The sequence below is a fragment of the Lapillicoccus jejuensis genome (genome assembly GCF_006715055.1).
Taxonomy (GTDB): Bacteria; Actinomycetota; Actinomycetes; order Actinomycetales; family Dermatophilaceae; genus Lapillicoccus; species Lapillicoccus jejuensis.
Genome location: NZ_VFMN01000001.1, coordinates 3,448,579 through 3,471,838, shown reverse-complemented (window position 1 = coordinate 3,471,838; position 23,260 = coordinate 3,448,579). Strand labels below are relative to the sequence as shown.

Here is a 23,260-nt window from a genome sequence, read left to right as displayed (position 1 = left end):
GGCTGACAGGATCGGGTCCGTGACGGACCGCACCGACCACCTGCTCCCCCTCGACCTGCGGCCGATGACGGACGACGACGTCCTCACCGTCCTCGACCTCAACGCCCGCGACGTCGAGCTGCTCTCCCCGCTCGACGCGTCCCGGCTGCGGCTCCTGCGCGGGTGGGCCGACCGGGCCCTCGTCCTCGACGTCGGCGAGGAGCTGGCGGGCTTCGTGCTCACCTTCGCCCCCGGGACGGCGTACGACTCGGAGAACTACCGCTGGTTCTCGCAGCGGTACGACGACTTCACCTACCTCGACCGGGTCGTCGTCGGTGAGCGCTTCCGCCGCCGTGGTCTGGCCCGCCGGGTGTACGACGAGATCGAGGCGTCCGCCCGCGGTCGGATGGCCCTCGAGGTCAACGTCGACCCGCCGAACGAGCCCTCGCTCGCCTTCCACCGCGGCCGGGGGTACGACGAGGTCGGCCGCCTCGGTGACCCCGGTCACGTCGTCGGGCTCATGGTCAAGGAGCTGGGCCGAGCGGGGTGAGGGCGCGTCGTCCGGCTCGCCTACCCTGAAGGGGTGGACCTGCGCGCGACCCCCTCGGACCGTCTCGTCGAACGGGGCGCCTGGGCCGCGCTCGTGGCCAACGCCGCCATCGTCCTCACGGGCGGGCTGGTCCGGCTCACCGGCTCCGGCCTCGGCTGCCCGACCTGGCCGCGGTGCACCGACGAGTCCTTCGTCGCCCACCCGCAGCTGGGCATCCACGGGGCCATCGAGTTCGGCAACCGGCTGCTGACCTACGTCCTCATCCTCGTCGTCCTCGGCACCCTCGTCGTCGTCTGGCGCTGGGCGCGGACCTCGCGGTCGCTGCGGTGGCACGCCGGGCTGCTGCTCGCCGGCATCCCGCTCCAGGGGGTCATCGGTGGCATCAGCGTGCTGACCAGGCTCAACCCGTGGGTCGTCGGGCTGCACATGATCCTGTCGATGGTCCTCGTCTCCGCGTCCGCGTGGCTCGTGCTGCGCGTACGGCGGCTGACCCGCGGCGCCGGTGCCCGGGCGCCGCTGGCCGCCCGGCGTCTCGCCGCGGCGTCGTACGTCGTCGCGTGGGTCGCCGTGTGGCTCGGGACCGTCGTGACCGGCGCCGGCCCGCACGCGGGTGACCTCGACGCGCGCCGCAACGGGCTGGACACGCAGACCGTCAGCCACGTGCACGCCTGGAGCGTCTACCTGCTCGTCGCCCTCACGCTCGCGACGGTCGTCGTGCTGCGCCGGGCCGGTGGGTCCGCCACCCGCTCCGCCGTCGTCCTGCTCGCCGTCGAGCTGGCCCAGGGCGTCGTCGGGTTCGTCCAGTACTTCACCGGCCTGCCCGTCGCCGTTGTCGCCCTGCACCTCGTCGGTGCCTGCGTCCTCGTCGCCGCGGTGACCTGGGTCCTCGTCGTCACCCACGCCCCGCAGCAGGACGTGCCGGTCGTCGACCGCGACCCCGGTCGCCGGGTGGGCGCCTCCGCCTGACCCACGACGGGGTCTGCTGACATCCAACAATTGATGGACTTCAGCAGCACGTGTGCAGGGCGGTCCGCTGACATCCAACAATTGATGGACTTCAGCAACACGTGTGCAGGGCGGTCCGCTCACATCCAACAATTGATGGACTTCAGCAACACGTGTGCAGGGCGGTCTGCTGACATCCAACGATTGATGGATGTCAGCGCCGCGCCGGCCCGACTCAGAAGCGGAACGGCAGGTGCAGCAACGGGTCGATCGCGACCGCGAGGAACAGCACCGTGAGGTAGCTGATCGAGAAGTGGAACAGCCGCATCGGCTTGAGCACGGCCTCAGCGGCGCCGGCCTTGGCCCGCGCGAGCAGCCGGTGCGCCTCGGCGAGGAACAGACCGCCGGCGGCGACGGCGCCGATGACGTAGACCCAGCCCATGTCGGCGACGGGCACGAGCAGCAGCGTCGCCGCGACCATCGCCCACGAGTAGGCGACGACCTGCTTGGCGACGACAACGAACTGCTCGACGACGGGCAGCATCGGCACGTGCGCGGCCTCGTAGTCCTCGCGGAAGCGCATGGACAGCGGCCAGTAGTGCGGCGGGGTCCAGAAGAAGACGACCGCGAAGAGGATGACGGCCGCCCACGACACGGAGTGCGTCACCGCGGCCCAGCCGACGAGCACCGGCATGCAGCCGGCCGCCCCACCCCAGACGATGTTCTGCGCGGTGCGGCGCTTGAGCAGGGCGGTGTAGACGCCGACGTAGAAGACCAGCGCGGCGAGCGCGAGGCCCGAGGCGAGCCAGTTGACCAGCAGCCCCAGCCACAGGGTCGAGGCCACCGTGAGCACCAGACCGAAGACGAGGGCCGCCCGGGGCGAGATCGTCCCGGTGACGAGCGGCCGGTTGCTCGTGCGGTGCATGACCGCGTCGATGTCGCGGTCGATGACGCAGTTGAGCGTGTTGGCCGCGCCCGCCGACAGCGAGCCGCCGACCAGGGTGGCGAGGATGAGCCACAGCGACGGGATGCCGCGGTCGGCGAGGAACATCACCGGCACGGTCGTCACGAGCAGCAGCTCGATGATCCGCGGCTTGGTGAGGGCGACGTACTGGCCGACCGTCGACCACGGTCCGAGGGGACGTCCGGTCCGCGGGGCGGAGAGCCCGGCGCGCGGGTCCAGAGCGGTCACGGTGTCCTTGTCGGCTGGGCGGTCGTCTCGCACCGGCGGCGGTACGGCGACCTGACAGGCCCCTCCCGCGAGTGCGACCTCAGTCTAACGGGCACTTCCCCGGTGACCCGCCGCCCCCCGGCCCGACCACGGAGGCACCGGGGGGTCGTCGGGCGGGCCGGAACACCACGACCCCGTCCCGACTTGCACATGAAGAGCCCCCTGCGCCAGCCCTCGGGCCGAGATGTCACCCGCGTCACACGGGGGACTAGGCTCGGAGCGACCGCCTGGGAGTGAACGCCAGACCTCCGAAGGAGACAACACCTGTGACGACCACCACGGCCACCCGCGCCTTGAAGCGCGCCGCCTCCCCCCTCGCCGGGCGCAGCCCGGACCTGCCGGCCCCCGTGGCCACGAAGGCGGGGTGGACGGACCTCGACGTGCGGGCCGTGGACACCGCCCGCCTCCTCGCGGCCGACGCCGTGCAGAAGGTCGGCAACGGCCACCCCGGCACCGCGATGTCCCTCGCGCCGGTGGCCTACCTGATCTACCAGCAGGTGATGACCCACGACCCGAGCGACCCGACCTGGCTCGGCCGGGACCGCTTCGTCCTGTCGTGCGGCCACTCCAGCCTCACCCAGTACGTCCAGCTCTTCCTGTCCGGCTACGGGCTCGAGCTGAGCGACCTCGAGGCGCTGCGGACCTGGGGCAGCCTCACCCCGGGCCACCCGGAGGTCCACCACACCAAGGGCGTCGAGATCACCACCGGCCCGCTCGGGTCCGGTCTCGCGTCCGCCGTCGGCATGGCCATGGCGCAGCGTCGCCAGCGCGGCCTGCTCGACCCCGACGCGAAGCCGGGCACCAGCCCGTTCGACCACCACGTCTACGTGCTGGCCTCGGACGGCGACATCATGGAGGGCGTCAGCCACGAGGCGAGCGCGCTGGCCGGCCACCAGGAGCTGGGCAACCTCACCGTCGTCTACGACCAGAACCACATCTCCATCGAGGACGACACCAACATCTCGTTCTCCGAGGACGTCGCGAAGCGCTACGAGGCCTACGGCTGGGACGTGCGCGTGGTCGACTGGCGCCAGCAGGCCGCCGACGGGCAGGGCGGGCACACCTACGTCGAGGACGTCGACGCGCTGCTGGCCGCCATCCGCGCCGGGGAGAAGGTCCTCGACAAGCCGACCCTCGTGCTGCTCAAGACGATCATCGCCTGGCCGGCCCCGACCAAGCAGGACACCGGCAAGGCCCACGGCTCCGCCCTCGGCCCCGACGAGGTCCGCGCGACCAAGGAGCTGCTCGGCTTCCCCGCCGAGAAGGCGTTCACCGTCGAGCGGCCCGTCCTGGCCCGGGCGCGCGAGGTCGTCAAGCGCGGCAAGGCCGCCCACCGCGAGTGGGACAAGGCCTACAAGGCCTGGCGCAAGGCCAACAAGGACTCCGCCGCCCTGCTCGACCGCCTCGTCGCCGGGGAGCTCCCCGCCGGGCTGGTCAAGGCGCTGCCGGTCTTCCCGACCGACACCGAGAAGGGCCTGGCCACCCGCGCCGCGTCCGGCAAGGTCCTCGGCGCGCTCGCCGAGGTCATGCCCGAGCTGTGGGGCGGCTCGGCCGACCTGGCCGAGTCCAACAACACGACGATGGAGGGCCAGCCGTCCTTCATCCCCGCCGGCAAGCAGACCGACGCATGGAAGGGCGGGCCCTACGGCCGCACCCTGCACTTCGGCATCCGCGAGTTCGGCATGGGCGCGATCCTCAACGGCATCGCGCTCGAGGGCCTCACCCGCCCGTACGGCGGCACCTTCCTCACCTTCTCCGACTACATGCGCGGCGCCGTGCGCCTCGCGGCCATCCAGGGTCTGCCGGTCACCTTCGTGTGGACCCATGACTCGATCGGTCTCGGCGAGGACGGCCCGACCCACCAGCCGGTCGAGCAGCTCGCCTCGCTGCGCGCGATGCCCGGCCTCGACGTCGTACGCCCCGCGGACGCCAACGAGACCGCGGTCGCCTGGCGCACCATCCTCGAGAAGGCCCGCCCCGCCGGTCTGGCCCTCAGCCGCCAGAACCTCCCCGTCGTCGACCGCAAGGTCTACGCCAAGGCGTCGGGCGTCGCCAAGGGTGCCTACGTCCTGGCCGACGCCGGCCACGGCGGCACCCCCGACGTCATCCTCGTCGCGACCGGCTCCGAGGTCCCGATCGCGCTCGACGCGCGCGAGCGCCTCGAGCGGTCGGGCATCGCGACCCGGGTCGTCTCCATGCCGTGCCGCGAGTGGTTCCAGGAGCAGACCCGCGGCTACCAGGAGAAGGTGCTGCCGAGCGCCGTACGGGCGCGCGTGAGCATCGAGGCCGGGGCCACCCTCGGGTGGCACGACATCGTCGGCGACGCCGGCCGGGCCATCGGCATCGACCACTTCGGCGCCTCGGCCGACGCCAAGACCCTCTACCGCGAGTTCGGCCTGACGGCCGAGGTCGTCGTCAAGGAGGCCAAGGCCTCCCTCAAGGCGGCCACGGCGGCCGGGCAGCCCCGGGTGCCCGTCCTCGACGGCACGGCGCCGCGCACCGAGACCGACGGCGCGCTCGACGAGGTGCCCCCGTACGACGCCGCCGGCACGGGCTCCGAGCCCGCCGCCCTCAAGGCCGGCTCCGGCGCGCGCTGACGCGCCCCGCCCCTCTCCCGGCTCCACCAGCCACAGGAAGCGAAGAACCATGACCAACCAGAACCTGCAAGCCCTCGCCGACGCCGGCGTCTCCATCTGGCTCGACGACCTCTCCCGCGACCGCCTCAACAGCGGCAACCTCGCCGAGCTGGTCAAGACGCGCAACGTCACCGGCGTGACGACCAACCCGTCGATCTTCCAGGCGGCCCTGTCCCAGGGCACCGCCTACGACGAGCAGGTCGCCCTGCTCGCCGCCGACGGCAAGAGCGTCGAGGAGGCCGTCTTCCTCATGACGACACAGGACGTCCGCAACGCGTGCGACGTCATGCAGCCCGTCTTCGAGGCCACCGACGGCGTCGACGGCCGCGTGTCGATCGAGGTCGACCCGCGTCTGGCCCACGACACCGAGAAGACCGTCGAGCAGGCCAAGCAGCTGCGCGACGCCGTCGGCCGCGACAACGTCCTCATCAAGATCCCGGCGACCGTCGAGGGCCTGCCGGCCATCACCGCCGTCCTCGCCGAGGGCATCAGCGTCAACGTCACGCTGATCTTCTCCCTCGAGCGCTACCGCGCCGTGATGAACGCCTTCCTCGAGGGCGTCGAGCAGGCCAAGGCCAACGGCAAGGAGGTCTCGACCCTCGTCTCGGTCGCGTCGTTCTTCGTCTCCCGCGTCGACACCGAGATCGACAAGCGGCTGGACGCCATCGGCACCGACGAGGCGAAGGCGCTCAAGAGCAAGGCCGGCGTCGCCAACGCGCGCCTGGCCTACCAGGCCTACGAAGAGGTCTTCTCGACCCCGCGCTGGGAGTCCCTCGCCGCCGCCGGCGCCCGCCCGCAGCGCCCGCTGTGGGCCTCGACCGGGGTCAAGGACCCGAGCCTTCCCGACACCCTCTACGTCACCGAGCTCGTCGCCCAGGGCGTCGTCAACACCATGCCGGAGAAGACGCTCGACGCCACCGCCGACCACGGCCAGGTGACCGGCGACACCATCACCGGCCACTACGCCGAGGCGCAGGACGTCCTCGACCGGCTCGAGGCGCTCGGCGTCTCCTACGCCGACGTCGTCCAGCAGCTCGAGGTCGAGGGCGTCGACAAGTTCGAGAAGGCCTGGGGCCAGCTCCTCGACGAGGTCAAGGCCAACCTCGACGGCGCGGCGCAGGGCAAGGTGGGCTCGGACCAGTGAGCACGCTCTCCGTCACCGCGTCCGGCCCTGCGGCCGACGCGGTCAGCCAGCACGTCCCCGGACTCGTCGAGGCGGGCTTCGCCTCGAAGCTCTTCGCGCAGGACCCCACGCTGTGGGGCTCCGACGCGGAGAGCGAGTCGGCCAAGCGCCTGTCCTGGGTGGGCCTGCCGCGCAGCTCCCGCCCGCTCGTCGGGGAGATCGCGGCCCTGCGCGACGACCTCATGTCCGACCAGGTCGACCACGTCGTCCTCTGCGGCATGGGCGGCTCGTCGCTCGCCCCCGAGGTCATCTGCGCGACCGCGCACAAGCCGCTGACCGTCCTCGACTCCTCGGACCCGGACTACGTCCGCTCGGCCCTCACCGACCGGCTCGACCGCACGATCGTCGTCGTGTCGAGCAAGTCCGGCTCCACCGTCGAGACCGACTCGCAGCGGCGGGCGTACGAAGCCGCGTTCCGCGACGCGGGGATCGACCCGACGACGCGCATCGTCGTCGTCACCGACCCCGGTAGCCCGCTGGACCAGGACGCCCGCGAGAAGGGGTTCCGCGTCGTCAACGCCGACCCGAACGTCGGCGGGCGCTACTCGGCCCTCACCGCGTTCGGGCTCGTGCCCAGCGGTCTGGCCGGGGTCGACGTCGAGGCGCTGCTCGACGACGCCGAGTCGGTCGCCGACCTGCTGGCCGCCGACGACGACGGCAACCCGGGCCTGCGGCTCGGCGCCGCCATCGCCGGCACCGACCCGCTGCGCGACAAGCTCGCCCTCGTCGACGAGGGGTCGGGCATCGTCGGGTTCGCCGACTGGGCCGAGCAGCTCATCGCCGAGTCCACCGGCAAGCAGGGCACCGGTCTGCTCCCGGTCGTCGTCCACGACGACGCCGACCCGGAGGTCCGCGTCCCCGCGCACGACGTCACCGTCGCCCACCTCATCGACGTGGACGCCGACGAGTCGAACGCCACCGTCGAGGGCGAGAGCCACCGCAGCGCGGTGTGGGTCGGGGGCAGCCTCGGCGCGCAGATGCTGCTGTGGGAGGTCGCCACCGCGGCCGCCGGGCGGCTGCTCGGGATCAACCCGTTCGACCAGCCCGACGTCGAGAGCGCCAAGGCCGCGGCCCGCGAGCTGCTCGACCAGGGCATCGGGTCGGCGGGCGAGCCCGACGCCACCGACGGCGACGTGCAGATCCGCGCCATCGGCGGCACCGACGGCTGGCTCGGGGACGCCACCACCGTCCCGGCCGCGGTCGACGCGCTGCTGGCCCAGCTCGACCCCGAGCAGGGCTACCTCGCCGTCATGGCCTACCTCGACCGCCTCGAGGACGCGCCGCTGGCCGACTGCCGGCGCGCGCTCGCCCTGCGCACGGAGCGCCCGACGACGTTCGGGTGGGGCCCGCGCTTCCTGCACTCGACCGGCCAGTTCCACAAGGGCGGCCCCCGCGTCGGGGTCTACCTGCAGATCACGGCCGATCCGCAGGAGGACCTGGAGATCCCCGGCCGCGACTTCACCTTCGGGCAGTTCATCGCGGCCCAGGCCGCCGGTGACGCCGGGGTCCTCGCCGACCACGGCCGCCCGGTGCTGCGCCTGCACCTCACCGACCACGCGTCGGGGCTGGCCCAGGTCCTCGCCGCGCTCGGGGTCGCATGAGCGCGGCCACGGTGGCGGCGGGCCGGAACCCGCTGCGCGACGCGAGGGACCGGCGGCTGCCGCGCATCGCCGGCCCCTGCGGCATGGTGCTGTTCGGCGTGACGGGTGACCTGTCGCGCAAGAAGCTCATGCCGGCCATCTACGACCTGGCCAACCGCGGCCTGCTGCCGCCGGGCTTCTCGCTCGTCGGTTTCGCCCGCCGCGACTGGGCCGACCAGGACTTCGGGCAGGTCGTCTACGAGTCGGTCAAGCAGCACGCGCGCACCCCCTTCCGCGAGGACGTGTGGCGCAACCTCTCGGAGGGCTTCCGGTTCGTCCCTGGCACCTTCGACGACCCGGCCGCCTTCGACCTGCTCGCCCAGACCGTCCACCAGCTCGAGCAGGAGCGCGGGACGGGCGGCAACCTCGCGTTCTACCTGTCCATCCCGCCCGGCTCGTTCTCCATGGTCTGCGAGCAGCTCGAGCGCTCGGGCCTCGCGACGGCGGCGACCGACTCGTGGCGCCGCGTCGTCATCGAGAAGCCCTTCGGGCACGACCTGCCCAGCGCCCGCGAGCTGAACTCCATCGTCGAGAGCGTCTTCCCGGCCGACTCGGTCTTCCGGATCGACCACTACCTCGGCAAGGAGACGGTCCAGAACATCCTGGCGCTGCGCTTCGCGAACCAGATGTTCGAGCCGGTGTGGAACGCGAACTACGTCGACCACGTGCAGATCACCATGGCCGAGGACATCGGCATCGGCGGGCGCGCGGGCTACTACGACGGCATCGGCGCCGCCCGCGACGTCATCCAGAACCACCTGCTCCAGCTGCTCGCCCTCACGGCGATGGAGGAGCCGGTCTCGTTCCGGGCCGACGACCTGCGCGCCGAGAAGGAGAAGGTCCTCTCGGCCGTCCGGGTGCCCAGGGACATCGGCGCGGCCACCGCCCGCGGCCAGTACGCCGCCGGGTGGCAGGGCGCCGAGGAGGTCGTCGGCTACCTGCAGGAGGACGGGGTCGCGAAGACGTCCACCACGGAGACCTACGCCGCGGTCAAGCTCGAGGTCGACACCCGCCGCTGGGCGGGCGTGCCGTTCTACCTGCGCACCGGCAAGCGGCTGGGCAAGCGGGTCACCGAGATCGCCGTCGTCTTCAAGAAGGCGCCGCACCTGCCTTTCGACGACACCGCGACCGAGGAGCTGGGCCAGAACGCCATCGTCGTCCGGGTGCAGCCCGACGAGGGCATCACCATGCGCTTCGGCTCAAAGGTGCCGGGCGCGCAGATGGAGGTGCGCGACGTGACGATGGACTTCGGCTACGGCAACGCCTTCACCGAGTCCTCCCCCGAGGCCTACGAGCGGCTCATCCTCGACGTCCTGCTCGGCGACCCGCCGCTCTTCCCCCGCCACGAGGAGGTCGAGCTCTCCTGGAAGATCCTCGACCCGATCGAGCAGTGGTGGGGCCAGCACGGCAAGCCGCAGCCCTACCCCGCCGGTGGCTGGGGTCCCGCCGCGAGCGACGACATGATGGCCCGTGACGGCCGCACCTGGAGGATGCCTTGACCACCCCACCCAGTTCTCCGCTCGTTCCTCGCTCCGCTACTGGACGGGGACCCCGGTGATCGTCGACCTTCCCAAGACGACGAGCGTCGCCGTCAGCAAGAAGCTGGTGAGCCTGCGCAACGACGTCGGCGCGATGACCCTGGGGCGCGTCCTCACCCTCGTCATCGTCGTCGAGGACACCCAGGCCGAGGACGTCATCGAGGCGGCCAACGACGCGAGCCGGCAGCACCCCTGCCGGATCCTCGTCGTCGTCGCCGGCAACCGCCGCGGCGCCAACCGGATGGACGCGCAGATCCGCGTCGGCGGCGACGCCGGCGCGAGCGAGGTCGTCGTCCTGCGGCTCTACGGGCCCCTGGCCAATCACGGCCAGAGCGTCGTCGTCCCGCTGCTGCTGCCCGACTCGCCTGTCGTGGCGTGGTGGCCGCACGAGGCCCCGGCCGACCTGCGCAAGGACCCGATCGCGGTCATGGCGCACCGCCGGATCACCGACGCCGCCGAGTCGAGCAACCCCAAGGCCGCGCTCAAGCGGCAGGCGAGGACGTTCAGCCCCGGCGACACCGACCTCGCCTGGACCCGCGTCACGCTGTGGCGCGGGCTGCTCGCGGCGGCCCTCGACGGGCCGCCGTACCTGCCCGTCACCGAGGCCGTCGTCGAGGGGGCCGTGGACTCGCCGTCCTCGGACCTGCTCGCCGCGTGGCTGGGCTCGACCCTGCGGGTCCCCGTCCAGCGGGTGCGGACCCGGGCCGGCTCCGGCGTCGTCGGCGTGCGGCTCGAGCGGTCCAACGGGCCCATCGACCTCGTCCGCCCCGACGGCACTGTCGCCACGCTGTCCCAGCCCGGCCAGCCGGACCGGCGGATCAGCCTCAAGCGCCGTGGCCTGGCCGAGTGCCTGGCCGACGAGCTGCGTCGGCTCGACAACGACGAGGTGTACGCCGAGACGCTGGTCACCGGCCTCGAGCTGCTCACCCCCGCCACGAAGACGGCCAGCGAGGCCGCCGCCGCCGGCGAGGCGCCCTCGGTCGAGGAGGCCCGTCGCACCCAGCGCCGGCTCGCCCGCGACCACCACGCCGCGGCCGCGTCGGCCATGGTCACCGCCCCGACCGCGCCGGAGACCGGCGACACCGACCAGGTCCGCACCGCCACCGCGGCCAAGCTCGCCGACGAGCCGACCCCGCGCGAGCAGGACCTCGGCGCCCTGGCGGCGCCCGCGAAGAGGACGGCGAAGCGGACGGCGACCCCGAAGGCGAGCACGAAGGCGGCCGCGACGAGGACGACCGCCAAGCGGACCGCGAAGAAGGCCACGTCGTGAGCGCCGAGCCGCAGGTGGTCGTCCACCCCGGCAAGCAGCAGCTCGCCGACGCGGTGGCGGCCCGGCTCGTCGCCGCCGCGGTCGACGCGCAGGCCCGCGGCGGACGGGCCCAGCTCGTCCTCACCGGCGGGTCGATGGGCTCGGCCGTCTGGGGCTCCGTGCTGCAGACGCCCGGCCGGTCGTCCGTCGACTGGTCGCGGGTCGACCTGTGGTGGGGCGACGAGCGCTACCTGCCCGCCGGCGACGGCGAGCGCAACGACACCCAGAACGACGAGGCCGGGCTGTCCTCGCTGGGCCTCGACCCGCAGCGCGTCTTCCGGGTCGCCGGCCCGGATGCGAGCGACTCGGCGGAGGCCAGCGCGGCGTCGTACGCGCAGACGGTCCGCGAGCACGGGCAGGGCTCCTTCGACGTCGTCCTGCTCGGTGTGGGCCCGGACGGGCACGTCGCGTCGCTCTTCCCGCACCACCCCGCGCAGCGCACCGAGGGGGCGATCACCGTGGCCGTCCACGACTCCCCCAAGCCGCCGCCGGACCGGGTCTCGCTGACCTTCGAGGCCCTCGCCCGGGCCCGCGAGGTCTGGTTCCTCGTCGCGGGGGACGACAAGGGCGAGGCCGTGGCCGCGGCGCTGGCCCCGGGGGCCGACCGCTGGGACGTCCCCGCGTCGGGCGTCCGCGGCGAGGAGGCGACCCGGTGGCTGGTGGACGAGGCCGCCGCGAGCCGGCTGCCGCGCTGAGCCCGGCACGCCGGACGACGAAGCGGGCCGCCCCCTGAGGGGGCGGCCCGCTTCGTGGTTGCTCAGCTCACTGGATGAGGCCGCGCTCCCGCAGCGTCGAGAGGGCCTCCTGGAGGATGGCCTCGCCGTCGGCGTCCGAGCGCCGCTCCTTCACGTAGGCCAGGTGCGTCTTGTAGGGCTCCACCTTCGGCGGGGCCGGCGGGTTCTCGCGGTCCTGGCCGGCCGGGAAGCCGCAGCGGGGGCAGTCCCAGGTCTCGGGGAGCGCCAGGCCGGGCTCCTGCGCGAAGCTGGGTCGGGTCTCGTGCCCGTTGGAGCACCAGTAGCTGATGATCGTGCGCGGCGCGGACTCGCCGCGCTCCGCCTCACCCATCGGCCCGGCGCCCACCCGGCTGCCTCGGATCGCGTTACCGCCCGCCATGTGTCCTTGCGTTCCTTCCGATGGGTGTCGTACGTCGTCCCGACGGCCGCGGCCGCCGCTGCGCCGGGGTCAGCTGGAGAACCGGGCGATGAGCCCGAGCCCGACGATCGTCACGAACCAGATGATGCCGATGGCGATGGTGAACCGGTCGAGGTTGCGCTCGGCGACGGTGGAGCCGCCCAGCGAGCTGGACATCCCCCCGCCGAACATGTCCGACAGACCGCCGCCCTTCCCCTTGTGCATGAGGATGAGCAGGGTCAGGAAGAGGCTGGCCAGCACGAGCAGGACCTCGAGCCCGATCTTCACCGCAGTCACGCCCGACAGGTTACCTCACGTGACCGGCGTCTCAGACCGCTCGACGACGGGCCCGGGGGTCCCGGGCCCGTCGTCGGGAGCGTCCCGCGACCGGCTCAGAGCGCGACGTGGTCGCGGTACCGGCAGATCGAGGCGAACTCGGTCGGGTCGATCGCCGCGCCGCCCACGAGGGCGCCGTCGACGTCCTCCTGGGCCATGATCGCGGCGACGTTCGCGGCCTTGACCGAGCCGCCGTACAGCACGCGGACGGCGTCGGCGACGTCACCGCTCCACAGCTCGGCGAGCAGCGTGCGGATGGCCGCGCAGACCTCCTGCGCGTCGTCCGGGGTGGCCACCTCGCCGGTGCCGATGGCCCAGACGGGCTCGTAGGCGATGACGATGCTGCGCGCCTGCGCCGCCGTCACGCCGTCGAGGGCGGCCTGCAGCTGGGTGAGGACGTGCTCGACCTGCCCGCCCTCCTTGCGCACCTCGAGGCCCTCGCCGCAGCACAGGATCGGGGTCAGCCCGTGGGCGTAGGCCGCGCGGACCTTCGCCCCGACGACCTCGTCGGTCTCGTGGTGGTACTCGCGCCGCTCGCTGTGCCCCACGGCGACGTACGTGCAGCCGAGCTTGGCGAGGAAGGCGCCCGAGATCTCGCCGGTGTAGGCACCCGAGGCGTGGACCGAGAGGTCCTGGGCGCCGTACCGCAGCGACAGCCGGTCGCCGTCGACGAGCGTCTGGACCGACCGCAGGTCGGTGAAGGGCGGCAGGACGGCCACCTCGACCGCGGCGAAGTCGTGCTTGGCGTCGCGCAGCGTCCAGTCCAGCTTCTGCACGAGGTGGGTGGCCTGGAGGTGGTCGAGGTTCATCTTCCAGTTGCCGGCCATGAGCGGGGTGCGCCCGCCGGCGGGAGCGGTCGACGCGGCCATCAGGACCGCTCCTCGTCCAGGACGGTCAGCCCCGGCACCTGCTTGCCCTCGAGGTACTCCAGGCTCGCCCCGCCCCCGGTGCTGATGTGGCCGAACTGGGCGTCCTCGAAGCCGAGCTGCCGCACCGCGGCGGCGGAGTCCCCGCCGCCGACGACGGTCAGCGCGCCGGCCGAGGTGGCCTCGACCAGCGCCTGGGCGAGGGCCTTCGTCCCGTCGGCGTACGGCGCCATCTCGAACGCGCCCATGGGCCCGTTCCAGAAGACGGTGCGGGCGTCGGCGACCTTCTCGGCGAAGAGCCGGGCCGACTCCGGGCCGATGTCGAGGCCCATCCGGTCGGCGGGGATCGCGTCGACCCCGACGACGTCGTGGGCGGCGTCGGCCGAGAAGGCGTCGGCCGCGACGACGTCGACGGGCAGGACGATCTCGACGCCCCGCTCGGCCGCGTCGGCCAGGTGGCCCTTGACCGTCTCGACCTGGTCCTCCTCGAGCAGGCTCTTCCCGACCTCGTGACCCTGCGCCTTGAGGAACGTGAAGACCATGCCGCCCCCGACGAGCAGCCGGTCGGCGGTCTGCAGGAGGTTGCCGATGACGCCGAGCTTGTCCGAGACCTTGGCGCCCCCGAGGACGACGACGTAGGGCCGCTGCGGGTCCTTGGTGAGCCGCTCCAGCACCTGAACCTCGTCGCGGACGAGGCCGCCGGTGTAGGCGGGCAGGAGCCGGGCGACGTCGTACACCGACGCCTGCTTGCGGTGGACGACGCCGAAGCCGTCGGAGACGAACGCGTCGGCGAGGCCGGCGAGGGCCTGCGCGAACTCCGCCCGCTCCTCGTCGGTCTTGGCCGTCTCCCCCGGGTTGAACCGGAGGTTCTCGAGCATGACGACGTCGCCGTCGTCCAGGGCCTCGACCTTGGCCCGGGCGTCGTCGCCGACGGTGTCGGCGGCCAGCGCCACCTCGCGGCCGAGCAGCTCGCCGAGCCGGCGGGCGGCCGGCGCGAGCGAGTAGCGGTCCTCGGGTGCGCCCTTGGGCCGCCCGAGGTGGGCGCACACGACGACGCGTGCGCCCGCCTCGGAGAGGGCCTTGATGGTCGGCACCGACGCCCGGATCCGGCCGTCGTCGGTGATGCTGTCGCCGTCGAGCGGGACGTTGAGGTCCGAGCGCACGAGCACGCGCGTGCCCGCGACGCCCGCCGTCAGCAGGTCGTCGAGCGTCCTCATCCGGCTCAGAGGTCCTTGCCGACGAGCGCGACGAGGTCGACGAGGCGGTTGGAGTAGCCCCACTCGTTGTCGTACCAGCCGACGACCTTGACCTGGTTGCCGATGACCTTGGTCAGGCCCGCGTCGAAGATGCACGAGTGCGGGTCGGTGACGATGTCGCTGGAGACGATGGGGTCCTCGGTGTACTTGAGGTAGCCCTTGAGCGCGCCGTCGGCGGCGGCCTTGACCGTCGCGTTGACCTCCTCGACGGTCGTCTCGCGGCCGGCCTCGAAGGTGAGGTCGGTGGCCGAGCCCGTCGGCACCGGCACGCGCAGCGCGAAGCCGTCGAGCTTGCCCTTGAGCTCCGGCAGGACCAGGCCGATGGCCTTGGCCGCGCCGGTCGAGGTCGGGACGATGTTGAGGGCCGCGGCGCGGGCGCGGCGCAGGTCCTTGTGCGGGCCGTCCTGCAGGTTCTGGTCCTGCGTGTAGGCGTGGATCGTCGTCATGAGGCCCTTGACGATGGTCAGCTCGTCGTTGAGGGCCTTGGCCATCGGGGCGAGGCAGTTCGTCGTGCACGACGCGTTGGAGATGACGGTGTGCGTCGCCGGGTCGTACTGGTCGTGGTTGACGCCCATGACGACGGTGACGTCCTCGTTCTTCGCCGGGGCGGAGATGATGACCTTCTTGGCCCCGTTGTCGGCGTGCACCTTGGCCTTGGTGGCGTCGGTGAACAGGCCGGTCGACTCGATGACGACGTCGGCGCCGAGGTCGCCCCACTTCAGGGCGCCCGGGTCGCGCTCGGCGAAGGCCTTGAACGCCTTGCCGTCGACGGAGATCTCGTCGGCGCTCGAGGAGACCTCGCCGTCGAGGCGGCCGAGGATCGAGTCGTACTTGAGCAGGTGGGCCAGGGTGGCGTTGTCGGTGAGGTCGTTGACGCCGACGATCTCGATGTCGGCCCCCGCGGCCTGCGCCGCGCGGTAGAAGTTGCGGCCGATGCGGCCGAAGCCGTTGATCCCTACGCGGACGGTCATGGGTTTCTCGCAGCCTTCCGGAGCGGTGACAGGGTCCGGGCGCGTCGCCGACGACGGCGACCGCCTCGGCCTCCAACCTAGTGCCCTGCGTCACACCGCCTGACGCCGGTCCAGCCGGTGGGCGGGCCCGCGGGACGCCGTACGACGTCCCGTCGGCGCCGTACCCCTCCCCCGCACCCGGAGCCCGAGCCAGCCCCCGCGAATGGGATTCGGTCCGCTCGGCTCGGGTCGTGACGGGAGCCGAGTGGCAGGACCCCGATCCGTGTCGGCTCGAGCCGACCTCCGCGAATCGGATTCGGTCCGCTCGGCTCGGGTCGTGACGGGAGCCGAGTGGCAGGAATCCGATTCGGGTGGGCGGCCCAGTGGGGGTCCCGCTACGGACTCGTCGGGAGGACGCCGTACGGCGTCGCGCCGGGGCCTGCGCCCGATCAGTCCAGCATGTCGGCGGTGAGGCTGGCCTCGGTGCTCGGGATGCCGAGGTCCTCGGCCTTCTTGTCGGCCATCGCCAGCAGGCGGCGGATCCGGCCGGCGACGGCGTCCTTGGTCATCGGGGGCGACGCCAGCTGACCGAGCTCCTCGAGCGAGGCCTGCTTGTGCTCCAGGCGCAGCCGTCCGGCCTCGCGCAGGTGCTCCGGCACGTCCTCGGCGAGGATCTCGAGGGCGCGCTCCACGCGGGCGCCGGCGGCGACGGCGGCCCGGGCGGAGCGGCGCAGGTTGGCGTCGTCGAAGTTGGCGAGGCGGTTGGCGGTGGCGCGCACCTCGCGGCGCATCCGCCCCTCCTCCCAGGCCAGGACCGCGTCGTGGGCGCCCAGCCGGGTGAGCATGGCGGCGATGGCGTCGCCGTCGCGGATGACGACCCGGTCGACGCCGCGCACCTCGCGCGCCTTGGCCTGGATGCCGAGCCGGCGCGCTGCGCCGACGAGGGCGAGCGCGGCCTCCGGACCGGGGCAGGTCACCTCGAGCGAGGACGAGCGGCCGGGCATGGTCAGCGAGCCGTGCGCGAGGAAGGCCCCGCGCCAGGCGGCCTCGGCGTCGCAGGCCGAGCCGCTGACGACCTTGGGCGGCAGGCCGCGCACGGGGCGGCCGCGGGAGTCGACGAGCCCGGTCTGCCGGGCGAGGGTCGCGCCGTCCTGGTCGACGCGCACGACCCAGCGGCTGCCCTTGCGCAGGCCGCCGGCGGACATGACGAGGATGTCGGCGCGGTGGCCGTAGACCTCGCCGATGAAGCCGCGCAGCCGGCGCGCCGCCATCGCGGTGTCGAGCTCGGCCTCGACGACGATCTGGCCGCCGACGATGTGCAGGCCGCCGGCGAACCGCAGGGTGGCAGCCACTTCCGCCTTGCGACAGCACGGCTTCGTCACCGGCAGACGGCTCAGCTCGTCCTTCACCTTGGCCGTCATCGCCATCCGCGCGCCATCCTGTCACTGCCGTCGTCGAGAGGGTCGACCCCCGTCGGACCCGGGGCTGTCGCCCACCTGTCACTGCCACGGGACCGCCCTGTCCCTCGATCGAGTGACCCTAGCCGAACACGTCGCGGTAGGCCGCGGCGAGGCGCAGGGAGTCGTGCTGACCCCGGTGGCTGGTGCGCGAGACCGTCGAGACGACGAGCTCGGCGCCGAGCTCGCGGGCCGCGGCCTCGAGCTCGGCCCGCGCCGCCCGCGGGTCGCCGTCGTCGCCCAGGCAGGACGGGTCGGCGAGGACGACGTCGAGGGTGAGCCCCGGCGCGTGACGGGCGAGCGAGGCGAGGTGGTCGCTGGCCCGGTAGCCCTTGGTCTCGTCGGTGTGCAGCTCGAGGTTGAGGTTGAGCAGCTTGCGCGCGCGGGTCGTCGCCAGCGCCTCGCGCAGCGAGGGGACGAGGACGTGCGGCAGCACCGAGGTGAACCACGACCCGGGGCCGAGGACGACCCAGTCGGCGTCCTGGACGGCCTGCAGCGTCTCGGGGGGGCACTCGGGGTCCTCCGGGAGCAGCCGCACCGCCCGGACCTGGCCCCGCGCGGTCGCCACGCGGTGCTGGCCGTGGACCGTGTGCACGGCGCCGTCGGGGCCGAGGACCTCCGCCTCGATGGCCAGCGGCACGGCGGCCATCGGCAGGACGCGGCCGCGCGAGTTGAGCAGCCGGCCGACGAGGTCGAGCCCGCCGACGGTGTCGCCCAGCAGGTCCCACAGCGAGACGATGAGCAGGTTGCCCAGCGCGTGGCCGGCGAGCGCGCCCTCGCCCGCGAAGCGGTGCTGGAGGACGTCGCGCCACGTGTGGCCCCAGGTGGAGTCGTCGCACAGGGCGGCGAGGGCCATCCGCAGGTCACCGGGCGGCAGCACGCCGAGCTCGTCGCGCAGCCGCCCGGACGAGCCGCCGTCGTCGGCGACGGTGACGACGGCGGTGACCCGCTCGGTGACGAGCTTGAGCGCGGCCAGCGACGAGGCGAGGCCGTGCCCGCCGCCGAGGGCGGCGACGCGGGGGTCGGTCACGGCCTCGTCACTCCCGTCCGAGGTCGCGGTGGACGACGAAGGTCTCCACGCGGTCCGAGGCGAGCATCCGCGCGAGCCGCTCGGCCGTCGCGACCGAGCGGTGCTTGCCGCCCGTGCACCCGACGGCGACGGTGACGTAGCGCCGGCCCTCGCGGACGTAGCCCTCCACCGCCGGCTGCATGAGGTCGACGACGCCCTCGACGAACTCGACGGCGCCGGGCTGCGCGAAGACGTAGTCGGCGACGGGCGCGTCGCGCCCGGTGAGCGGGCGGAGCTCGGGCACCCAGAACGGGTTCGGCAGGAAGCGCATGTCGTGGACGAAGTCGGCGTCGAGCGGGACGCCGTACTTGAACCCGAAGGACATCACGGCGATCCGCAGCTGCGCTCGCCCGCCGTCCTCGAACAGCGAGGACACCTTCGCGCTCAGCTGGTGCACGTTGAGCCCGGAGGTGTCGAGGATGACGTCGGCCTCGGAGCGCAGCTCGCCGAGCAGCTGCCGCTCGCGCAGGATGCCGTCGAGCAGCCGGCCGCGGCCCTGCAGCGGGTGCGGGCGCCGGACGCTCTCGAAGCGCCGCACGAGGGCCTCGTCGGTGGCGTCGAGGAAGACGATCCGGGGGCGGTGCCCGGACCGGCTGAGCTCGGACAGGATCGAGTTGAAGTCGGCGAAGATGCCGTGGCTGCGCACGTCGACGACGGCCGCGAGCGCGGGGACGACGCCGTCGGCCAGCCGCCGGTCGTAGTCGGCGTGCAGCTCCATGAGCGCGGGCAGCATCTGCGGCGGGAGGTTGTCGACGACGTACCACCCGCGGTCCTCGAGGACGTTGGCCGCCGTCGAGCGGCCGGCGCCGCTCATGCCGGTGAGGACCACCATGCGCTGGCCGGGGGGCTGGCTCATGGGCCCGAGCCTACGGGGACGGCGCCGTGGTGCTCAGTCGAGCACCTCGCCCGTCGTGAGGTTGACGGCCGGGACGCGGGTCGCCTCGTCGGCGTGCAGCCGCTCGACGACGGTGGCGGCCAGGGTCGGCCCGATGCCGGGGACGGCCTCGACCTCCTCGACGGTCGCCGTCCGCAGCCGCTTGACCGACCCGAAGGCCTTGAGCAGCGCCTTGCGCCGCGTCTCGCCCAGCCCCGGGATGCCGTCGAGGGCGGAGACGGTCATCGCCTTGCTGCGGCGCTGGCGGTGGAAGGTGATGGCGAAGCGGTGCGCCTCGTCGCGCACCCGCTGCAGCAGGTAGAGGCCCTCGGAGGTGCGCGGCAGGATGACCGGGTAGTCCTGGCCGGGCACCCACACCTCCTCCAGGCGCTTGGCCAGCCCCACGACGGCGACGTCGTCGATGCCGAGGTCGGCCAGGGCCCGCTGGGCGGCGTTGACCTGCGGCAGGCCACCGTCGACGACGACGAGGTTGGGCGGGTAGGCGAACCGGCGCGGACGGCCGGTCTCCTCGTCGATCGGCCCGCTGGCCCGCGGCCCGCCGACCTCCTCGACGCCGCCCGCCCGCTCGTCGGCCGCGCCGTCGTCGCCGACCTCGACGTCGGTCGCCCTGTCGCGCTCGTCGAGGTAGCGCAGGAAGCGGCGGGTCAGCACCTCGTGCATGGCCGCCGTGTCGTCGACGACCGGTGGGGTGCCGTCGTCGCCCCCGGACGTCGCCCCGCGGACGATGAAGCGGCGGTACTCCGCCTTGCGGGCCAGCCCGTCCTCGAAGACGACCATCGACGCGACGACGTTGGTGCCCTGGACGTGGCTGACGTCGAAGCACTCGACCCGCAGCGGCGCCTCGGGCAGGTCGAGCGCCTCCTGCAGCTCCTGGAGCGCGACGCTGCGGGCGGTGAGGTCGCCCGCCCGGGTGACCTTGTGCCGGGCCAGGGACTGCTCGGCGTTGCGGCGGACGGTCTCGGCCAGCGCCCTCTTGTCGCCGCGCTGCGGCACGCGCAGGTCGACGTTGGCGCCGCGCAGCCGGGTCAGCCACTCCTGGACGCTGTCGGAGTCGGCCGGCAGCACGGGGACGAGCACCTCGCGGGGGACGGCGTCCGTGGTGCCCTCGGACGGGTCGCCGTACACCTGCTGGAGGAGGTGGCCGACGAGCTCGGGGAGGTCCTCGCTCTCCTTCTCCACCACCCAGCCGCGCTGCCCGCGGATCCGGCCGCCGCGGACGAAGAACACCTGGACGGCGGCCTCGAGCTCGTCGTCGGCCAGGGCGAAGACGTCGGCGTCGGTGGCGTCCCCGAGGACGACGGCGTTCTTCTCCAGCGCCTTCTCGAGCGCGCCGATGTCGTCGCGCAGCCGTGCCGCCTGCTCGAACTCCAGCTCGTCCGAGGCCTCCTTCATCCGCCGCTCGAGCCGCTTGACGAACTTCGTCGTGTTGCCGGCCATGAAGTCGCAGAAGTCCTCGGCGATCGCCCGGTGCTCCTCGGCGGAGACGCGGCCGACGCAGGGCGCGGAGCACTTGTCGATGTAGCCCAGCAGGCAGGGGCGACCGCTCATGCTGGCCCGCTTGAAGACCCCGCCGCTGCAGGTGCGCACCGGGAAGGGGCGCAGCAGCAGGTCGAGGGTCTCGCGGATGGCCCAGGCGTGCGAGAACGGCCCGAAGTAGCGGGTGCCGCGCCGCTTCGCGCCGCGCATGACCTGGGCGCGCGGGTACTCCTCCCCCATCGTCACGGCGAGGAACGGGTACGACTTGTCGTCGCGGTACTTGACGTTGAAACGGGGGTCGAACTCCTTGATCCAGCTGTACTCCAGCTGGAGGGCCTCGACCTCGGTCCCGACGACGGTCCACTCGACGCTGGCGCCGGTGCGCACCATCGTCGCGGTGCGCGGGTGCAGCGCGGTGATGTCCTGGAAGTACGACGACAGCCGCGGCCGCAGCGACTTGGCCTTGCCGACGTAGATGACGCGGCCGTCCTTGTCGCGGAAGCGGTAGACGCCCGGGTCGGTAGGGATCTCGCCCGGCTTGGGGCGGTACGTCGACGGGTCGGCCACCGTCCAACCCTAGGTCGCCCCACCGACAGGCCGGCGGGGCGCCCCGGGGCGGACCCGGGGCGGACCCGGGGCGGACCCGGGGCTGCCCCGGGGGCGGCCCCGGGCGGTCGCGCGTCAGGACACGACGACCTTGTCGCCCTCCACCGTCGCGGTCTTGGCGGCCAGCGGCTGGGTGGCCGGGCCCTGGACGACGGCGCCGGTCGCGATGTCGAACTTGCTGCCGTGGCACATGCACTCGATGCTCGTGCCCTGGATCTGGGTGACCGGGCAGCCCTGGTGCGTGCAGACCGAGCTGAACGCCTTGAACTGGCCCTGGGTCGGCTGCGTGACGACGACGCCGTCGAGGATCTTGCCGCCGCCGACAGGGACGTCGGCCGTCGCGACGGACGGTCCGGACGCGCCGCCGGACCCGCCGGCCGCCGTCGAGCTCGACGAGCCGCCCGCGCTCGAGGACGAGCCGCCCGAGCCGGACCCGGCACCGGCGCCCGAGCCGCTCCGGGTGCCGTCCGAGGTCGAGCCGCACGCGGCGAGGGCGCCCACGCCGACCGCCGCGGCACCGGCGACGCCGGCGCCGCGCAGGAGCGTGCGGCGCGGCAGGTCGGACGAGGTCGGGGCGGGGGTGCGGCGCTGGTCGGTGCTGTCCGTCATGAGGGGTCCTCGTGGGGCTCGGGGATGGGGGTCCGTACGACGCGTCGTACGGGGGGTTCGTCGAGGGAGACGGCGGTGCCGCACGGGCGGTTCACCACCTCGCCCCGCCGTGAAACGTTCACGCACGCGCGGGAGTTCGCGACAGTCCTGCGTCGTCGCAGCACCCCGGCCGGCGAAACACCACCGTCACATGTCACAGATGGGACACACTCCCGTGGCTTCCCGACCCTCCCTCGCTCTGCGGACTACTGTCCTGCCCACACGTCTCGCGGGTATCGCGAGTGTCCGGCACGTCCGCCGGGCGTACCACTCAGGAGGAAGCAGTGCAGCAGCGCTCCATCGTCCGGCTCGGCGTCCCGCTCGCGGTCGCCGCGCTCGCCCTGTCCGCCTGCGGCTCCCGCGGCGGCGACAACGGCTCGAGCGGCGGCTCGTCCGGCGGCGGCGGTTCGACCAAGACCGTCAAGATCGGCGTCATCGCGCCCCTGTCCGGCGACCTGTCGGCGCTCGGCAAGGGCATCCAGCACTCCGTGGAGCTGGCCGTCAAGGAGGCCAACGCCAACAACACCGTCCCGGGCTGGAAGCTCGAGGTCGAGCCCGTCGACGACGAGGCGAAGGCCGACGTCGGCAAGAACGCCGCGACCAAGCTCGCGGCGGACGACCAGGTCGTCGGGGTCGTCGGTGACCTCAACTCCAGCGTCTCGCAGCAGACGCAGCCGATCTTCGCGGCCGCGAACATCACCCAGATCTCGCCGGCCAACACCAACCCCTCGCTGACCATCGGCGCGGACTCGGCCAGCCCGAAGCGCACCTACAAGACCTACTTCCGCACCTGCACGACGGACGCGGTCCAGGGCCCGTTCGCGGCGCAGTACCTGCTCGCCCAGGGCATCAAGCAGGTCGCGACGATCAACGACAAGAAGACCTACGGCCAGGGCCTGGTCAACGCCTTCACGACCGAGTTCAAGAAGGGTGGCGGCACCATCACCGGCGCCTTCACCATCAACCCGGACGAGTCGAACTACCAGACCGTCGTCTCGCAGGCCGCCGCGACGAGCCCCAAGGCCGTCTACTACGGCGGTGAGTACCCGCAGGCCGGTCCGCTCTCGCAGCAGATGAAGGCCGCCGGCCTCAACGTCCCGCTCATGGGCGGCGACGGCATCTACGACCCGCAGTACATCAAGCTCGCCGGCGCCAAGTCCGACGGCGACCTCGCCACCTCGGTCGGTGCGCCGACCGAGAGCACCGACGCGGGCAAGAAGTTCCTCGCGTCGTACCAGGCGGCCGGCTACGCCGAGCCCGCCGCGGCCTACGGCGGCTACTCCTACGACGCCGCCAACGCCATCATCGCCGCGCTGAAGACGTCGCTCTCGGGCGCCTCGGACGTCAAGTCCGCCCGCCAGGCCACGGTCGACGCGGTCGGCAAGGTCTCCTTCGACGGCGTGACCGGCAAGGTCGCCTTCGACGAGTACGGCGACACGACGAGCAAGATCCTCACCGTCTACAAGGTCACGAGCGGCGCCTGGGCTGCCGACAAGACCGACGAGTTCAAGTAGGCCGACATCGGGTGACGGCAGGCGGGGGCGCGAGCCCTCGCCTGC

Annotated in this window: 20 protein-coding genes; 9 read left to right on the top strand and 11 right to left on the bottom strand. The window is 73.0% G+C overall.

Translation table 11 applies throughout. From position 1 onward, the window contains the following. Positions 1-19: 19 nt before the first annotated feature. Together FB458_RS16085 and FB458_RS16080 are read left to right on the top strand one after the other, a co-directional pair. On the top strand, positions 20-529 hold the full coding sequence (locus FB458_RS16085; protein ID WP_211356068.1) for a GNAT family N-acetyltransferase: 510 nt from the start codon (positions 20-22) through the stop codon (positions 527-529). A 33-nt stretch (positions 530-562) separates the two neighbouring features. Next, on the top strand, positions 563-1,495 hold the full coding sequence (locus FB458_RS16080; RefSeq protein WP_141849391.1) for a COX15/CtaA family protein: 933 nt from the start codon (positions 563-565) through the stop codon (positions 1,493-1,495). A 214-nt stretch (positions 1,496-1,709) separates the two neighbouring features. Here FB458_RS16080 and FB458_RS16075 read toward each other — a convergent pair whose 3' ends face one another. Further along, positions 1,710-2,666 carry a heme o synthase gene (locus FB458_RS16075; RefSeq protein WP_425460853.1) on the bottom strand — a complete coding sequence of 319 codons (957 nt, stop codon included), beginning with the start codon at positions 2,664-2,666 and terminating at the stop codon, positions 1,710-1,712. Between the two features lie 305 nt (positions 2,667-2,971). Between FB458_RS16075 and tkt the strand changes: the two genes are divergently transcribed. Genes tkt through pgl form a run of 6 tightly spaced genes read left to right on the top strand, consistent with a single transcriptional unit; the run spans position 2,972 to position 11,706 of the window. Further along, a complete protein-coding gene (gene tkt / locus FB458_RS16070) occupies positions 2,972-5,302 on the top strand; it encodes a transketolase (RefSeq protein WP_425460852.1) in 2,331 nt (776 codons plus the stop codon). 49 nt (positions 5,303-5,351) lie between these two features. After that, positions 5,352-6,485, top strand: coding sequence for a transaldolase (tal, locus tag FB458_RS16065; protein ID WP_141849389.1), 1,134 nt, complete (start codon positions 5,352-5,354; stop codon positions 6,483-6,485). Continuing rightward, positions 6,482-8,125: a glucose-6-phosphate isomerase gene (locus FB458_RS16060; RefSeq protein WP_141849388.1), complete on the top strand. Its 1,644-nt coding sequence runs from the start codon at positions 6,482-6,484 to the stop codon at positions 8,123-8,125. Before tal ends, FB458_RS16060 begins: the two co-directional genes overlap by 4 nt. Then, positions 8,122-9,663 (top strand): glucose-6-phosphate dehydrogenase, encoded by a 1,542-nt coding sequence (zwf, locus tag FB458_RS16055; protein ID WP_141849387.1) that lies wholly within the window; start codon positions 8,122-8,124, stop codon positions 9,661-9,663. The genes FB458_RS16060 and zwf overlap by 4 nt, the downstream gene beginning before the upstream one ends. Positions 9,664-9,718: 55 nt before the next feature. Next, complete coding sequence (gene opcA, locus FB458_RS16050) at positions 9,719-10,972, top strand: glucose-6-phosphate dehydrogenase assembly protein OpcA (protein WP_141849386.1); 1,254 nt, start codon at positions 9,719-9,721, stop codon at positions 10,970-10,972. Further along, the gene (pgl, locus tag FB458_RS16045) at positions 10,969-11,706 is read left to right on the top strand and encodes a 6-phosphogluconolactonase (RefSeq protein ID WP_141849385.1); all 738 of its coding nucleotides are present in this window, start codon (positions 10,969-10,971) and stop codon (positions 11,704-11,706) included. Before opcA ends, pgl begins: the two co-directional genes overlap by 4 nt. Before the next feature lie 67 nt (positions 11,707-11,773). On the opposite strand, the gene FB458_RS16040 is transcribed toward pgl, so the two are convergent. From FB458_RS16040 to FB458_RS15995, 10 genes are all read right to left on the bottom strand, one after another. Beyond that, positions 11,774-12,124 (bottom strand): RNA polymerase-binding protein RbpA, encoded by a 351-nt coding sequence (locus tag FB458_RS16040; RefSeq protein ID WP_141849384.1) that lies wholly within the window; start codon positions 12,122-12,124, stop codon positions 11,774-11,776. A 69-nt stretch (positions 12,125-12,193) separates the two neighbouring features. Next, on the bottom strand, positions 12,194-12,439 hold the full coding sequence (gene secG, locus FB458_RS16035) for a preprotein translocase subunit SecG (RefSeq protein ID WP_141849383.1): 246 nt from the start codon (positions 12,437-12,439) through the stop codon (positions 12,194-12,196). A gap of 95 nt (positions 12,440-12,534) precedes the next feature. Then, complete coding sequence (gene tpiA / locus FB458_RS16030) at positions 12,535-13,347, bottom strand: triose-phosphate isomerase (protein WP_141849382.1); 813 nt, start codon at positions 13,345-13,347, stop codon at positions 12,535-12,537. Next, positions 13,347-14,561, bottom strand: coding sequence for a phosphoglycerate kinase (locus FB458_RS16025; RefSeq protein WP_141849381.1), 1,215 nt, complete (start codon positions 14,559-14,561; stop codon positions 13,347-13,349). The genes tpiA and FB458_RS16025 overlap by 1 nt, the downstream gene beginning before the upstream one ends. Positions 14,562-14,566: 5 nt before the next feature. Further along, on the bottom strand, positions 14,567-15,571 hold the full coding sequence (gap, locus tag FB458_RS16020) for a type I glyceraldehyde-3-phosphate dehydrogenase (protein WP_141849380.1): 1,005 nt from the start codon (positions 15,569-15,571) through the stop codon (positions 14,567-14,569). Between the two features lie 428 nt (positions 15,572-15,999). Further along, positions 16,000-16,977, bottom strand: a complete 978-nt coding sequence (whiA, locus tag FB458_RS16015) for a DNA-binding protein WhiA (RefSeq protein ID WP_141849379.1) — start codon at positions 16,975-16,977, stop codon at positions 16,000-16,002. Positions 16,978-17,089: 112 nt separating this feature from the next. Beyond that, positions 17,090-18,037 (bottom strand): gluconeogenesis factor YvcK family protein, encoded by a 948-nt coding sequence (locus FB458_RS16010; protein ID WP_141849378.1) that lies wholly within the window; start codon positions 18,035-18,037, stop codon positions 17,090-17,092. Positions 18,038-18,044: 7 nt separating this feature from the next. Next, entirely contained in the window at positions 18,045-18,932 is an 888-nt protein-coding gene (rapZ, locus tag FB458_RS16005; protein ID WP_141849377.1) for an RNase adapter RapZ, read from the bottom strand. A gap of 33 nt (positions 18,933-18,965) precedes the next feature. Then, entirely contained in the window at positions 18,966-21,014 is a 2,049-nt protein-coding gene (gene uvrC, locus FB458_RS16000; RefSeq protein ID WP_141849376.1) for an excinuclease ABC subunit UvrC, read from the bottom strand. A 114-nt stretch (positions 21,015-21,128) separates the two neighbouring features. Then, entirely contained in the window at positions 21,129-21,662 is a 534-nt protein-coding gene (locus tag FB458_RS15995; protein ID WP_141849375.1) for a Rieske (2Fe-2S) protein, read from the bottom strand. A 323-nt stretch (positions 21,663-21,985) separates the two neighbouring features. On the opposite strand from FB458_RS15995, the gene FB458_RS15990 reads away from it, so the two are divergent. Next, positions 21,986-23,215, top strand: a complete 1,230-nt coding sequence (locus tag FB458_RS15990; protein ID WP_141849374.1) for a branched-chain amino acid ABC transporter substrate-binding protein — start codon at positions 21,986-21,988, stop codon at positions 23,213-23,215. The last annotated feature ends 45 nt before the right edge of the window (positions 23,216-23,260 follow it).

Excerpts from the sequence above, each read along its gene's own strand:
- tal (WP_141849389.1), top strand. The coding sequence starts at position 5,352 with ATGACCAACCAGAACCTGCAAGCCCTCGCCGACGCCGGCGTCTCCATC.
- zwf (WP_141849387.1), top strand. The coding sequence starts at position 8,122 with ATGAGCGCGGCCACGGTGGCGGCGGGCCGGAACCCGCTGCGCGACGCG.
- FB458_RS16040 (WP_141849384.1), bottom strand. The coding sequence starts at position 12,124 with ATGGCGGGCGGTAACGCGATCCGAGGCAGCCGGGTGGGCGCCGGGCCG.
- tpiA (WP_141849382.1), bottom strand. The coding sequence starts at position 13,347 with ATGGCCGCGTCGACCGCTCCCGCCGGCGGGCGCACCCCGCTCATGGCC.
- FB458_RS16025 (WP_141849381.1), bottom strand. The coding sequence starts at position 14,561 with ATGAGGACGCTCGACGACCTGCTGACGGCGGGCGTCGCGGGCACGCGC.
- gap (WP_141849380.1), bottom strand. The coding sequence starts at position 15,571 with ATGACCGTCCGCGTAGGGATCAACGGCTTCGGCCGCATCGGCCGCAAC.
- whiA (WP_141849379.1), bottom strand. The coding sequence starts at position 16,977 with ATGGCGATGACGGCCAAGGTGAAGGACGAGCTGAGCCGTCTGCCGGTG.
- rapZ (WP_141849377.1), bottom strand. The coding sequence starts at position 18,932 with ATGAGCCAGCCCCCCGGCCAGCGCATGGTGGTCCTCACCGGCATGAGC.
- FB458_RS15995 (WP_141849375.1), bottom strand. The coding sequence starts at position 21,662 with ATGACGGACAGCACCGACCAGCGCCGCACCCCCGCCCCGACCTCGTCC.